Genomic DNA, 13,443 nt, shown 5'->3' with positions numbered 1-13,443 from the left:
CTTCAGCCCTCCAGGAACGCGGTGAGCGCGTTCGCCAGCAGATACGGGTCGTCCGCGCCGCACAGTTCACGCGCGCTGTGCATCGACAGGATCGCGACGCCGATGTCCACGGTCTGGATGCCGTGCCGGGCGGCGGTGATCGGGCCGATGGTCGTGCCGCACGGCATCGCGTTGTTCGAGACGAACGTCTGCCACGGCACCCCCGCCTTCTCGCAGGCCGCGGCGAACACCGCGCGTCCGCTGCCGTCGGTGGCGTACCGCTGGTTCACATTGACCTTGAGGATCGGGCCGCCGTTCACTCGCGGGTGGTGCGTCGGGTCGTGCCGCTCCCCGTAGTTGGGGTGCACCGCGTGCCCGGTGTCGGAGGACAGACAGACCGTCCCGGCGAACGCGCGCGCCCGGTCCTCGTAGCTGCCGCCACGCGCGAACACCGAACGCTCCAGCACCGAGCCGAGCAGCGGACCGTCCGCGCCGGTGTCCGACTGCGAGCCGTTCTCCTCGTGGTCGAAGGCGGCGAGCACCGGGATGTACGGCAGATCCCGGCCGGCCACGGCCGCGAGCGCCGCCGTCCCGGCGTGCACCGACAGCAGATTGTCCATCCGCGGCCCGGCCACCAGCTCCCTGTCCCGGCCCAGATGGGCGGGCGGCTCGATCGAGTGCACCATCAGGTCCCAGCCGGTGACCTCGCCCTCAGCGATCCCCGCCTCCTGCTCCAGGAAACGGATCAGATCGCCCTCCGCGACATCGCCCAGACCCCAGATCGGCTGCATGTGCTTCTGCCGGTCGAGTTTCAGACCGTCGTTGGCCTGCCGGTCGAGGTGGATCGCGAGCTGCGGCACGCGCAGCAGTGCCCGGTCCACATTCACCAGCCGGTGCGAACCGTCCCGCAGGCTGAGCCGCCCGGCCAGCCCCAGATCACGGTCGAGCCAGGTGTTGAGCAGCGTCCCGCCGTACACCTCGACGGCGATCTGCCGCCAGCCGTACGAACCGGTGTCCGGCAGCGGCTTGACCCGCAGATTGGGCGAGTCGGTGTGCGCGCCGACGATCCGGAAGGGGGTGTGGGCGTGGGCGCCCTCCGGCGCGTACCAGGCGATGATCGCCCCGCCGCGCAGCACATACTTGCCGCCGGCCGTCCCCTCCCAGGCATCGGTCTCCAGCACCTGCTGGAAGCCGGCTTTCTCCAGCCGCTCGGCGGCGGCGGCCACGGCGTGGTACGGGGAGGGCCCGGCCGCCAGAAAGGACATCAGGTCGTCGGTGTGTCCGCGATCGAAAGGCGAAGATGTGCGCGTAGCGCTCGCTGGAGGGGTGGTGGCGGGCGACGGGTGGGAGGGTGCGCTGCTGCTCATGGAGTCACCATAACGAGGGGCGTGCGCACGGGGCGTACAGATGGATGCGGCCCGCCCCCGGGAGGGGGCGGGCCGCATCACAGATCGTCCGGGGCGACTAGAAGGCCGCCTCGTCCAGGTCCATCAGCGAGCTGTCCACGGTCTCGGCGAGCGCGCGCTCGGCCGAGACGCCCGGCAGGATGTTGGCGGCGAAGAACTTCGCGGCCGCGATCTTGCCCTGGTAGAACGGCACATCCTTGGCGGAGGCCGTCTCGAGCTTCTCCGCCGCGACCGCCGCGCCGCGCAGCAGCAGGTAGCCGACGACCACATCGCCCGAGGCCATCAGCAGGCGGGTGGTGTTGAGGCCCACCTTGTAGATGTTCTTGACGTCCTCGCCGGTGGCTATGAGGTCGTTCGTCATCGTGCCGACGATCGCCTCCAGGTCGACCGCGGCCTTGGCGAGCGCGTCGCGGGCCGGGGCCAGCTCCTCGCCGCCGGTGCCGACCGCCAGGAACTTCTTGATCTCCTCGGAGAGGGTGTTCAGCGCCTGGCCCTGGTCGCGGACGATCTTCCGGAAGAAGTAGTCCTGGCCCTGGATGGCGGTGGTGCCCTCGTAAAGGGTGTCGATCTTGGCGTCCCGGATGTACTGCTCGATCGGGTACTCCTGCAGATAGCCGGAGCCGCCGAGGGTCTGCAGCGACTGGGCGAGCTGCTCGTACGACTTCTCCGAGCCGTAGCCCTTCACGATCGGCAGCAGCAGATCGTTCAGCGCGACGAGGGACTTGGTGTCCTCGCCCGCGGCGTCCTTGACGGCGATCTCGTCCTGGACGGAGGCGGTGTAGAGCACCAGAGCGCGCATGCCCTCGGCGTAGGCCTTCTGCGTCATCAGCGCGCGGCGCACGTCGGGGTGGTGCGTGATGGTGACCTTGGGCGCGGTCTTGTCCGCGAAGTTCACCAGGTCATGGCCCTGGACGCGCTCCTTGGCGTACTCCAGCGCGTTCAGGTAACCGGTGGAGAGGGTCGCGATCGCCTTCGTGCCGACCATCATCCGGGCGAACTCGATGATCATGAACATCTGGCGGATGCCGTCGTGCTTGTCGCCGATCAGCCAGCCCTTGGCGGGGTGCTGGTCGCCGAACGTCATCTCGCAGGTGTTGGAGGCCTTGAGGCCCATCTTGTGCTCGACGTTCGTGGCGTACACGCCGTTGCGCTCGCCCAGCTCGCCGGTCTCCCAGTCGAAGTGGAACTTCGGCACGAGGAAGAGGGACAGACCCTTGGTGCCCGGGCCGTGGCCCTCGGGGCGGGCCAGCACGTAGTGAAGGATGTTCTCCTCCATATCGTGCTCACCGGAGGTGATGAAGCGCTTCACGCCCTCGATGTGCCAGGAGCCGTCGTCCTGCTGGACGGCCTTGGTGCGGCCGGCGCCGACGTCCGAGCCGGCGTCCGGCTCGGTGAGCACCATGGTGGAGCCCCACCGCTTCTCGACGGCTATCTCGGCGACCTTCTTCTGCGCCTCGTTGCCCTCTTCGAAGAGGATGCCGGCGAAGGCCGGGCCGGAGGAGTACATCCAGATGGCCGGGTTCGAGCCGAGCAGCAGCTCCGCGTACGACCAGATCAGGGAGCGGGGCGAGGTCGTGCCGCCGATCTCCTCGGGCAGGCCGAGACGCCAGTATTCGGAGTCCATGAAGGCCTGGTAGCTCTTCTTGAAGGACGCCGGGACGGGCGCGGTGTTGGTCTCAGGGTCGAAGACCGGGGGGTTGCGGTCGGCGTCCGCGAAGGATTCGGCGAGCTCGTTCTCGGCGAGGCGGGCGACCTCGTCGAGGATGCTCTTGGCGGTGTCGACGTCCATCTCCGCGAACGGGCCGGTGCCGTACAGCTTGTCGCGCCCGAGGACCTCGAAGAGGTTGAACTCGATGTCGCGGAGATTCGACTTGTAGTGCCCCATGGCGACGGCTCCGTAAGGATCGGGAGGCGGATTTTTGTCCACGTACCAGTAAGTAGCTTCGATGATGCTACCCGTCGGTAATAAGATGCAACCCCCAAGGGGCATCTGTGACTCAGTACTCTTGCGGGCATGTACGGCTACGACCAGACCCCGGGCGCTCAGCAGCAGCAGTACGTGCCGCAGCAGCCTTCCTACGGCGAGCAGCCGCTGTACCCCGAGCCGTCGCCGCCTTCGCTTGCCGACGCGGTGCGGGCCTTCACCACGGGGTCGCTGTCGGCCGAGGACTTCCAGCAGGTCTTCGCGACCTCGAAGGTCTACTGCCCGCGCGGCGACAACCCCGGCTTCCTGGCGCTGCACAACACCCAGCAGCCGGTCATCCCGATGTTCACCACGCTCAAGGAGCTGCGCAGATACGCGGGCAAGGAGTCCAAGTACTTCGTGATCACCGGGGCGGAGGTGATCGATCTGCTGCCGACCGGGTACGGCTTCGTCCTCGACATGGAGGGCGATCACCGGATGGTCTTCGACGCGAAGGCCGTGGAGCAGATGGTCGACTTCGCGATGAGGCGTATGTACGGCTAGACGCGGCCGGCGGCTTGCGGTCCTGCGTGTAGGGCGCCCGGGGGGAATTCCTCCCGGGCGCCTCGCGTTCCAGTGGCAAGAAGTTCAGCCTTCAACTAAACTGGTCGCACAAGGAGGTCCCGTCATGCCTGCAGTGACTGTCGAGAACCCGCTCACCCTGCCGCGCGTAGCCGCGCCGGCCGGGGCTGTGCCGCGCCCCGTGCTCGCCGTGACCACGGCGCCGGCCGGGTTCGAAGGAGAGGGCTTCCCGGTGCGACGTGCGTTCGCCGGGATCAACTACCAGTACCTCGACCCGTTCATCATGATGGACCAGATGGGCGAGGTGGAGTACGCGCCGGGTGAGCCGAAGGGAACACCCTGGCATCCGCACCGCGGCTTCGAGACCGTCACGTATCTGATTGACGGAACGTTCGTCCACCAGGACAGCAACGGCGGCGGCGGGACCATCCAGAACGGCGACACCCAGTGGATGACCGCGGGCTCGGGCCTGCTCCACATCGAGGCGCCGCCGGAGGCGCTGGTCACGTCCGGCGGGCTCTTCCACGGGCTCCAGCTGTGGGTGAACCTCCCGGCGAGCGACAAGATGATGGAGCCCAGGTACCAGGACATCCGCGGCGGCCAGGTCCAGCTGCTGACCTCGCCGGACGGCGGGGCGCTGCTGCGGGTCATCGCGGGTGAGCTGGACGGACACGAGGGCCCGGGCATCACGCACACGCCGATCACGATGGTCCACGCGACGCTGCGGCCGGGTGCGGAGATCACGCTGCCGTGGCGGGAGGACTTCAACGGCCTCGCGTACGTCCTGGCGGGCCGCGGCGCGGTCGGCACGGACCGGCGGCCGGTCCGGATGGGCCAGACGGCGGTGTTCGGGACGGGCGGATCGCTGACGGTCCGCGCGGACGAGTCCCAGGACTCGAACAGCCCGGAACTCGAGGTCGTACTGCTGGGCGGGCGTCCGATCCGGGAGCCGATGGCGCACTACGGGCCGTTCGTGATGAACACCCGTGCGGAGCTGCAGCAGGCGGTGGAGGACTTCCAGGCGGGACGCCTCGGCACGATCCCCGCTGTGCACGGCATGTGAGTGCGTGAGTGCGTGAGTACGAAGGGCTGACGGGGCGCGTCGCATGGGGGACGCGCCCCGCCCCCGCGAGTCAGCGGTCGCGGTCCCGCCCTTCCTCGTCGTCGGGCGGCGGCCATTGGTACGTGCCTGGGCGTGGCTCCATCTGGGCCACCATCTCGGAGAGCTGTGCGAAGACCCGCCTGATCTCTTCGTGGGTTCGGTTCCGCTCGATGATGACCGCCGAGAGCAGCAGCGCCGTCAGCGCCGCGACGCCGTTGAACGCCTGGAGCGTGACCATGTTCACGAAAAGGTCCTGATGGGCGAACGGGCCGATCCGGCGGGCGGCGGCAAGAATCGCCAGCGTCGAGACGGCCAGCGCGCATGGCGCGGCGCCGGCCAGCTGGAAGCTCAACGCGGCCCAGATCAAGAACGGGAAGACGAGGAAGAGCAGGGAAGTGATGCTGGTGCCCGTCGCCAGATACGTGACAGACAGGGTGCCCAGCAAGAGCGCGGTCGCTTCGGCCCAACGGCTCAGGGGGGCTCGCGGCCAGCGGGCCGTGCGGATGACCAGCAGAAACGGTGCGACCACGAGCACGCCCATCGCGTCCCCCGTCCACCACACCGACCACGTCGGCCAGAAGTCGCTCGGTTGCAGCGCACCGGCGAGCACCAGCGCACCGCTGCCCACGGTTGAGCTGATCAGCGTCGCGCCCAGGGCGCCGAGGAAGATCAGCGCCAGCACGTCCCGCAGCCGGTCCAGTTCGTTGTGGAACCCCGCACGTCGCAGTAGCAGGTAGGCGCAGACCGGGGCGAGCGTGTTCCCCGCGGTGATGCTAAGTACGGCGGGGAGTGACGGCCCGATGGACACGTTGACGAGGAAGGCGCCGAGCGCGATTCCTGGCCAGATCCGCAGACCGAGGATGAGCAGGCTCGCCACGGCCACGCCGGTCGGTGGCCACAGCGGCGAGACCTGGCCGCGCACCAGTTGCTGGAGGAGCCCCAACTGTGCCGATCCGTAGTAGACGGCGGCGACAGTGAGGATCCGGAGAGCGGCAGAACCGTGACGCCGGATCTCCTCGTTGCGCACCACGCCAGTCACCGGCCCAGCTTATGTATCGGCACGGACGAGCGCCGTTCCAGCTGCGCCGTCCGGCAGCATCGCGGCGCGGCAGCTAGGCGGCCGCCGGGAATCCGCCATAGCGGACGACGAGGACGGCGGCATCGTCGCTGTGACCGGTCAGATCTGCCACTTTGACCACTTGGGCGGCCAGGTCGTCGGGGTCGTCGCCGAATCCGGCGCAAACCAGCCGGGCCACCTCTGCCAGCCCCTCCTCCATCGGGTACTGCGGTCCTTCCACGACTCCGTCGGTGAGCAGGACGAGGGATCCCGCCGCCAGCAGCCGTAGGCGGGTCACCGGATACCGCTCGCCGGACACGACGCCGAGGGGCGGGCCACCACGGTCGAGGGCGATGCCGGAGCGTCCGTCGGCGCTGGCCCAGACCATCGGGACGTGGCCGGCGCGGGAGAAGGCGAGATCGCCGCTGATCGGGTCGAAACGCAGAAAGCAGCAGGTCGCGAACCGGTTGCAGCCCATCGAAAGCAGCAGGTCATTGGCGTGGCTCAGCACCTCGCCAGGGTCTGTGGTGCGGCCGGCGAGGGCCCGCAGGCTGGTGCGGACCTGCCCCATGAAAGCGATGGCTTCCACATCGTGGCCCTCCACGTCCCCGATGGCGATCCCGACCGACCTGTCCGTCATCGGGAAGGCGTCATACCAGTCGCCGCCGACGTCCAGGCCGTCCTGTGAGGGCGTGTACCGGGCCGCGATCCGCAGGCCGGGCAGCCTCGGCAGCGTGGGCGGGAGCATGTGGCGCTGCAGGGCCATGGCCAGCTCCACCCGGGCCCGCTGGTACTTGATCCGGTCCAGGGCGTGGTCGACGAGGCGCCCCAGGTTGATTAGGAGTTCCTGGGCACTGTCGGAGGCATTGTCGGACGGGGAGGTGCGGCGTTCACGCATGACCGCTCCGGGAGATTCCGTTTGTTCCTTATGTCACCTTAGCCCGCGCCTCGCCCGGCCCGGCTGTCACCCGCCTGGCCCCCCACGCGGGCGAGCCCGGCGTGGTGGGCGGGACGAGGCGGCGGGCGCTGTGGTCGGGTGGGGGGGTGCAGACCCTTCTTCCCGAGCCCGTGAGGCGCCTTGCCGCCTGGTGCGTGGTCGCGCTGCTGGTAGCAGGGGTGGCCGCAGTCGGCGTGTGGCTGGTCGTGACGTTCAAGACCGCCGTCACGCCCGTGCTGCTCGCGCTGCTCGGGACCGCCCTTCTCGGGCCTCTGAACCGGTGGCTCGTCAAGATGAGGATGAATCGCTCGCTCGCCGCCGCGCTGACCTGTGCCGCCGTCGTCGCCGTCGTCGGCGGGGCCATGTACATCATCGTCAACGCGCTGATCGAGACCGGCGACCAGATCATCTCCTCGCTGCGGCGGGCCGCCATGGATCTCGCCAAGTACTTCGGGGCCGCCGGGACCTCGCTCGACGACATCGCCGCCAACTCGAAGGAACTGCTGGGGAAGTTCGGCGGGACCGCCGCGTCCGGGGTGATCAGTGGGCTGAGTGTGGTGGGCGGGCTGATCGCCACCGCCGTGCTGGCGCTGCTGCTCAGCTTCTTCTTTCTGCGGGACTCGCACAGGGCCGCGGGCGCTCTGCGGTCCCTCGTGCCCCGTACGAGCGGGGACGTCGTCGAGGCCATGGGGCGCCGCGCCTTCGAGTCCGTCGAGGGGTTCATGCGCGGGACGACGTTCATCGCCCTCATCGACGCGATCTGCATCACCGTCGGCCTGCTGGTCCTGCGTGTCCCCGGGGCCGTCGGGCTCGGGGCGCTCGTCTTCGTCGGGGCGTACATCCCCTATCTCGGGGCCTTCCTCTCCGGCGCCGTCGCCGTGCTCGTAGCGCTCGCGGACCGCGGGTTCGTGATCGCGCTATGGGTGCTGGGCGTGGTCCTGGCCGTGCAGGTGCTGGAGGGGCATGTGCTCCAGCCCGTGATCCAGAGCCGTACGGTGCAGATGCACCCGGCGGTCGTGATGCTGGCGATCACCGCGGGGGCGTCCGTCGCCGGCATTCTCGGGATGCTCCTCGCCGTACCGCTCACCGCCGCCGCCATCGGCGTGATCAGCGAGCTCAGGACGCGTTACGCAGGCAAATCCGGGTCCGTCGCCGGGGCCGCCGGCTCGTAGAGCTCGAACCAGATCGACTTGCCCTCGCCCCGCGGATCCACCCCCCACGCGTCCGCGAGCATCTCCATCAGCAGCAGGCCACGCCCCGACGACGCCATCTCACCGGGCCGCCGTCTGTGGGGCAGCTCGTCGCTGGTGTCCGCGACCTCCACGCGCAGCCGCCGTGCCGCATCCCCGCGGGCCACCTCCGCCACCAGCAGCGCGTGCCCGTCCGTGTGGACCAGCACATTGGTGACCATCTCGGAGACCATCAGCACCGCGGAGTCGATCTGCTCCGCGTCCGTCCAGTCGTGCAGCAGCTCTCTCAACTGCTGCCGTGCGGCCGCGATCCGCTCGGGCTCCGCCTGGGCCACGTTCATCGCCGTGCGCCGCGGGGCCTGAAGCGTCGGTGTGCCGTCCCGGGAGATCAACAGGACCGCGATGTCGTCCTCGCGCCGGTCGGCGAGCGGCCCGGTGGTGGAATGCGATGCGGGGCCGTGCACCGCCTGGACGAGGGCGTCGGCGAGCTCCTCCAGCGACTGGTCCGCGTGGTCCTCGAGGACCGTACGCAGCCGGGCCCACCCCGTGTCCAGATCGTGCCCGCCGGTCTCCAGGAGACCGTCCGTGCAGAGCATCAGCGTCTCGCCGGGCTCCAGCACCAGCGCCGTCGTCGGATAGTCCGTGTCCGGGTCGATGCCCAGCGGCAGCCCGCCGTCGGTGGGGCGCACCAGCACTGTGCCGTCGGAGGTCCGCACCACCGGTTCCGGGTGGCCGGCCCGGGCGATCTCGATGCGGCCGGTGGGCGGGTCGACCTCCAGATAGAGGCAGGTCGCGAAGCGCGGGCTGGAGTGGTCGTCCTCCTCGTACGTGTCCGCCCCGAAAAAATCATGCAGCCCGTGCAGAAAGCGGGAGGCACGGGAGAGCACCGCGTCGGGCCGGTGCCCCTCGGAGGCGTATGCGCGCAGGGCGATCCGCAGCTGGCCCATGAGTCCGGCGGCGCGCACATCGTGGCCCTGGACGTCGCCGATGACGAGGGCGACGCGTCCGGTCGGCATCGGGATCACGTCGTACCAGTCGCCGCCGACCTGGAGCCCGCCGCCCGTCGGGACGTACCGCGCGGCCACCGACATCCCCGGGACCTCGGGCCCGAGCACCGGCATCATCGAGCGCTGCAGGCCGAGCGACAGCTCGCGCTCGGAGTCGGCGACCTCCGCGCGGGCGAGAGCCTGCGCCAGCATCCTGGCGACCGTCGTCAGCACGGACCGTTCGTCGGGTGTGAAGGCGACCGGGTGCTTGAACGCGGCCATCCAGGCGCCCATCGTGCGCCCGGCGACGATCAGCGGCAGAAAGGCCCACGACTGCCGGCCGAAGCTCTGCGCCAACGGCCAGCTGGTGGGGTAGCGGCGGCGGTACTCCTGCGGCGTCGGCAGATAGGAGGCCCGTCCGGTGCGCACCACCTCGGCGGCCGGATAGTCCGCGTCCAGCGGCATGTCGGTGAACGGGTGGTCGTCTCCCGGCCGGTGCCCGTGGTGCCCGACGATCGTGAGCCGATCGCCGGCCACCCCGAAGACGGCCAGGCCGTCCGGCGAGAAGCCCGGCATGGACAGGGAAGCGGCGACCCGCAGCACCTCCGCGGTGGAGCGGGCCTCGGCCAGCGCCCGGCCCGCGTCCAGCAGGAACGCCTCGCGCGAGCGCCGCCAGTCGCCGGTGATCGGACTCTGCGCGGCGGTCGTGCCCGGCTGCGGCTCGGCGACCTCCTGGACCATGCCGACCAGTTCGAAGTCGCCGCCGTGGATGAAGGGCTTGGAGCGGCTGCGTACGGTACGGAGCACATGGCCCGCCTCGTCGACGATCCGCAGTCTGGCCTCGGCCAGGGTCCCCTCGGCGACCGCGAGATTGACGATGCCGTTGATCTCGTTCCAGTCGACCGGGTGGAAACGGGAGCGCACGGCGGACTCCGGGAAGGCACCCGGTTCACCCGGCATCCCGAGCAGCCGGGCGGCCTCGGCGTCGAGGGTCACCGTCCCGGATGCGTTGTCCCACCGCCACAGGCCGGTCGCGATCGCGGCCAGGAGATCCTCGGTGCGCATTGCCTCACTTTATTCGGATCTTCATGGCGACGACCTGCCGGGGTCCTGGCATGCGTATGTCAATGAGGTGTCCGGAGGCAGGCCGGTACCCTTGACGGGCCCACCCCTCTCAAATTCGCTAAGACTGGATGAACGACGATGCATCGGTACAGGTCCCACACCTGCGGCGAGCTCCGCGCCTCTGACGTCGGAGCCGACGTCCGGCTGAGCGGCTGGCTGCACAATCGGCGAGACCTGGGCGGCATCCTCTTCATCGATCTGCGCGACCACTACGGCATCACGCAGCTCGTCGCCCGCCCCGGCACCCCTGCCTACGAGACTCTCGACAAGGTCAGCAAGGAGTCGGTCGTCCGCGTCGACGGCAAGGTCGTCTCGCGCGGCGCCGAGAACGTGAACACCGATCTGCCCACCGGCGAGATCGAGGTTGAGGTCTCCGAGGTCGAGGTGCTCGGCGCGGCCGCGCCGCTGCCCTTCACCATCAACGCCGACGACGGCGTGAACGAGGAGCGGCGTCTGGAGTACCGCTTCCTCGACCTGCGCCGCGAGCGCATGCACCGAAACATCATGCTGCGTACGGCCGTCATCTCCGCCATCCGGCACAAGATGACCGCGCTCGGCTTCAACGAGATGGCGACCCCGATCCTCACCGCGACCTCCCCCGAGGGCGCGCGCGACTTCGTGGTCCCCTCCCGGCTGAACCCCGGCAAGTTCTATGCGCTGCCGCAGGCCCCGCAGCAGTTCAAGCAGCTGCTGATGATCTCCGGCTTCGACCGCTACTTTCAGATCGCGCCCTGCTTCCGCGACGAGGACGCCCGCGCCGACCGCTCGCCGGGCGAGTTCTACCAGCTCGACGTCGAGATGAGCTTCGTCGAGCAGGAGGACGTCTTCCAGCCGATCGAGAAGCTGATGACCGAGCTCTTCGAGGAGTTCGGCGGCGGCCGGCACGTCACCTCGCCGTTCCTGCGGATCCCGTTCCGCGAGTCGATGCTCAAGTACGGCAACGACAAGCCGGACCTGCGCGCCCAGCTGGAGCTCGTCGACATCACGGACGTCTTCGAGGGCTCGGAGTTCAAGGCCTTCGCCGGAAAGCACGTACGCGCGCTGCCGGTGCCGGACACGGCTTCCCAGCCGCGGAAGTTCTTCGACGGCCTTGGCGACTTCGCCGTCGAGCACGGCGCGAAGGGCCTGGCCTGGGTGCGTGTGGGCGAGGATGTTTCGCTGACCGGCCCGATCGCGAAGTTCCTCACCGAGGAGAACGTCAAGGTCCTCACCGAGCGGCTCTCCCTCGCGCCCGGCCACGCGGTCTTCTTCGGCGCAGGCGACTTCGACGAGGTCTCCAAGATCATGGGCGCGGTCCGCGTGGAGGCCGCCAAGCGCGCCGGCCACTTCGAGGAGGGCGTGTTCCGGTTCTGCTGGATCGTCGACTTCCCGATGTACGAGAAGGACGAGGAGACCGGAAAGATCGACTTCTCGCACAACCCGTTCTCGATGCCCCAGGGCGGCCTCGAGGCACTTGAGAGCCAGGACCCGCTGGACATTCTGGGCTGGCAGTACGACATCGTCTGCAACGGCGTCGAGCTGTCCTCCGGCGCGATCCGGAACCACGAGCCCGAGATCATGTTCAAGGCGTTCCAGATCGCGGGCTACTCGAAGGAGACCGTCGAGCACGAGTTCTCCGGCATGCTCCGCGCCTTCCAGTACGGCGCCCCGCCGCACGGCGGCATCGCGCCGGGCGTCGACCGCATCGTGATGCTGCTGGCCGACGAGCCGAACATCCGCGAGACGATCGCCTTCCCGCTCAACGGCAATGCGCAGGACCTGATGATGGGCGCGCCGACCGAGCTGGACGAGGCGCGGCTGCGCGAGCTGAACATCGCGCTCCGCAAGCCGGTCGCGGACAAGGACAAGCCCGCGAAGTAGTACGTACGCCGAGGGGGCCCCGGACCGGAAGGTCCCGGGGCCCCCTCGGCGTTCAAGGGGCGTTCAGGCCTCGCTCACGCTCGGCGTCGACCCCGACGAGACGCTCGAGGGCACCGGCTGACACGCACCGCCTCGTAGAAGGGCCCCGGAACCGAACGGTTCCGGGGCCCTTTTTGCGTGCCGCGGGCAACCCGATCGGCGCGCCATCGCGTTCCACGGGTGTGGGAGACCGAACAGGACGGCCCCCTCGGGACGAAGGCGCAGAGCCCGCCGGTCCTGTACGAGTCGAGCTCCCTCTCGCCCGGCTGCCGGCAGATCCGCGGCGGCAAGCAGTACACCGCGCTGATCGGCGGAGTCCGGGCCGCTCCGGACTCAGTGATCTACGTCAGCCTCTGTGTCTCCGGCGACGCCTCACGCGTTGTGACCGAAACGCGACAGATGATCGTACATGTCCGATTCAATGACTCGGCGGCCGAGGTCGCCCCCAGTCAGACCCCGACCCCGAAGAAGCACATCAAGCTGTCGAACTGAAAGGCCCGCACATGTCCCTACGCACAGGACCGTTCCAGGCGGTCGCGCTGGCCGTAGCTGGTCTGCTGCTCACTGGCTGCGCGGGCGATACCGGCAATACTGCGCCCGCTGCTGCGAAGAGACCCGCGAGCGGCGCCGCCAAGTCGGGCTCTGCCGGGCAGCTCGGCGCCCAGGCGCAGACCGTCCTGCCGCAGGAGATCCCCTCCCTCGGACCGCGGACCCGTGCCAAGATCACCGAGGCGAACCGGCAGGCGGTCGTGGTGGTCGGTAACCACCCCAACTCCAACCAGTCCGTCGCCATGCTCTACGAGCGGGATCCCGTCCGGGGCTGGAAGCCCGTTTCCGGCCCGTGGCCGGCGCACAACGCTCTGCTCGGCTGGACCGACGACCACCGCACGGCCGACAATCGCTCGCCGATCGGGGTCTTCGGCCTCACGGACGCGGGCGGCAAGCTGCCCGACCCGGGCACGAAGCTCCCCTACGACGAGGGACCCGACTTCGACGCGCCCGGCACCGGCTTCGAGGGGGAGTCTCTCGAGGGGTCCTTCGACCATGTCGTGGCCATCAACTACAACCGCGAGCCAGGGAACACCCCGCTCGACTGGACCCGGCCGCTCGGCGCGGAGAAGGGCGGCGGTATCTGGATCCACGTCGACCACGGGGGCCCCACGCAGGGCTGTGTCTCGCTGCCGCTCGCCCGGATGAAGCAGCTGCTGCGGTGGCTGGACCCGGCGAAGCGGCCGGTGGTGGTGATGGGCGACGCGGCGGCGCTGGGACGCTGACAC

Annotated in this window: 11 protein-coding genes; 6 read left to right on the top strand and 5 right to left on the bottom strand. The window is 69.4% G+C overall.

Going from position 1 to position 13,443, the window contains the following annotated elements; translation table 11 throughout:
- Nucleotides 1–2: 2 nt before the first annotated feature.
- Together QFZ67_RS18755 and QFZ67_RS18750 are read right to left on the bottom strand one after the other, a co-directional pair.
- The gene (locus QFZ67_RS18755) at nt 3–1,346 is read right to left on the bottom strand and encodes a M18 family aminopeptidase (protein WP_307662243.1); all 1,344 of its coding nucleotides are present in this window, start codon (nt 1,344–1,346) and stop codon (nt 3–5) included.
- Nucleotides 1,347–1,443: 97 nt separating this feature from the next.
- On the bottom strand, nt 1,444–3,270 hold the full coding sequence (locus QFZ67_RS18750; RefSeq protein ID WP_307662242.1) for an acyl-CoA dehydrogenase: 1,827 nt from the start codon (nt 3,268–3,270) through the stop codon (nt 1,444–1,446).
- A 129-nt stretch (nt 3,271–3,399) separates the two neighbouring features.
- Between QFZ67_RS18750 and QFZ67_RS18745 the strand changes: the two genes are divergently transcribed.
- Together QFZ67_RS18745 and QFZ67_RS18740 are read left to right on the top strand one after the other, a co-directional pair.
- Entirely contained in the window at nt 3,400–3,852 is a 453-nt protein-coding gene (locus tag QFZ67_RS18745) for an SseB family protein (protein ID WP_307662241.1), read from the top strand.
- Nucleotides 3,853–3,976: 124 nt separating this feature from the next.
- Nucleotides 3,977–4,933: a pirin family protein gene (locus QFZ67_RS18740; protein ID WP_307662240.1), complete on the top strand. Its 957-nt coding sequence runs from the start codon at nt 3,977–3,979 to the stop codon at nt 4,931–4,933.
- Nucleotides 4,934–5,003: 70 nt separating this feature from the next.
- Here the strand turns inward: QFZ67_RS18740 and QFZ67_RS18735 are convergent, their stop codons facing one another.
- Complete coding sequence (locus tag QFZ67_RS18735) at nt 5,004–6,002, bottom strand: MASE1 domain-containing protein (protein WP_307665886.1); 999 nt, start codon at nt 6,000–6,002, stop codon at nt 5,004–5,006.
- Between the two features lie 82 nt (nt 6,003–6,084).
- On the bottom strand, nt 6,085–6,927 hold the full coding sequence (locus QFZ67_RS18730; protein ID WP_307662239.1) for a PP2C family protein-serine/threonine phosphatase: 843 nt from the start codon (nt 6,925–6,927) through the stop codon (nt 6,085–6,087).
- Between the two features lie 146 nt (nt 6,928–7,073).
- On the opposite strand from QFZ67_RS18730, the gene QFZ67_RS18725 reads away from it, so the two are divergent.
- Complete coding sequence (locus QFZ67_RS18725; RefSeq protein ID WP_307662238.1) at nt 7,074–8,138, top strand: AI-2E family transporter; 1,065 nt, start codon at nt 7,074–7,076, stop codon at nt 8,136–8,138.
- Here QFZ67_RS18725 and QFZ67_RS18720 read toward each other — a convergent pair.
- Nucleotides 8,093–10,207, bottom strand: coding sequence for a SpoIIE family protein phosphatase (locus QFZ67_RS18720; RefSeq protein WP_307662237.1), 2,115 nt, complete (start codon nt 10,205–10,207; stop codon nt 8,093–8,095). The genes QFZ67_RS18725 and QFZ67_RS18720 overlap by 46 nt on opposite strands.
- A gap of 138 nt (nt 10,208–10,345) precedes the next feature.
- On the opposite strand from QFZ67_RS18720, the gene aspS reads away from it, so the two are divergent.
- The 3 genes from aspS to QFZ67_RS18705 all read left to right on the top strand — a co-directional run bounded on the left by aspS (nt 10,346) and on the right by QFZ67_RS18705 (nt 13,440).
- Nucleotides 10,346–12,127: an aspartate--tRNA ligase gene (aspS, locus tag QFZ67_RS18715; RefSeq protein ID WP_307662236.1), complete on the top strand. Its 1,782-nt coding sequence runs from the start codon at nt 10,346–10,348 to the stop codon at nt 12,125–12,127.
- A 219-nt stretch (nt 12,128–12,346) separates the two neighbouring features.
- Nucleotides 12,347–12,658, top strand: coding sequence for a hypothetical protein (locus tag QFZ67_RS18710; RefSeq protein ID WP_307662235.1), 312 nt, complete (start codon nt 12,347–12,349; stop codon nt 12,656–12,658).
- A gap of 11 nt (nt 12,659–12,669) precedes the next feature.
- Nucleotides 12,670–13,440 carry a L,D-transpeptidase family protein gene (locus tag QFZ67_RS18705; RefSeq protein ID WP_307662234.1) on the top strand — a complete coding sequence of 257 codons (771 nt, stop codon included), beginning with the start codon at nt 12,670–12,672 and terminating at the stop codon, nt 13,438–13,440.
- Nucleotides 13,441–13,443: the final 3 nt, after the last annotated feature.

The organism is Streptomyces sp. V1I1 (assembly GCF_030817355.1).
In the GTDB taxonomy this organism is placed as follows: domain Bacteria; phylum Actinomycetota; class Actinomycetes; order Streptomycetales; family Streptomycetaceae; genus Streptomyces.
The sequence above is the reverse complement of the archived record's forward strand: the minus strand, read 5'-3'. Positions and strand labels throughout refer to the sequence as shown.

Excerpts from the sequence above, each read along its gene's own strand:
- QFZ67_RS18705 (WP_307662234.1), top strand. The coding sequence starts at position 12,670 with ATGTCCCTACGCACAGGACCGTTCCAGGCGGTCGCGCTGGCCGTAGCT.
- QFZ67_RS18730 (WP_307662239.1), bottom strand. The coding sequence starts at position 6,927 with ATGCGTGAACGCCGCACCTCCCCGTCCGACAATGCCTCCGACAGTGCC.
- QFZ67_RS18740 (WP_307662240.1), top strand. The coding sequence starts at position 3,977 with ATGCCTGCAGTGACTGTCGAGAACCCGCTCACCCTGCCGCGCGTAGCC.
- QFZ67_RS18745 (WP_307662241.1), top strand. The coding sequence starts at position 3,400 with ATGTACGGCTACGACCAGACCCCGGGCGCTCAGCAGCAGCAGTACGTG.
- QFZ67_RS18755 (WP_307662243.1), bottom strand. The coding sequence starts at position 1,346 with ATGAGCAGCAGCGCACCCTCCCACCCGTCGCCCGCCACCACCCCTCCA.
- QFZ67_RS18720 (WP_307662237.1), bottom strand. The coding sequence starts at position 10,207 with ATGCGCACCGAGGATCTCCTGGCCGCGATCGCGACCGGCCTGTGGCGG.
- QFZ67_RS18750 (WP_307662242.1), bottom strand. The coding sequence starts at position 3,270 with ATGGGGCACTACAAGTCGAATCTCCGCGACATCGAGTTCAACCTCTTC.
- aspS (WP_307662236.1), top strand. The coding sequence starts at position 10,346 with ATGCATCGGTACAGGTCCCACACCTGCGGCGAGCTCCGCGCCTCTGAC.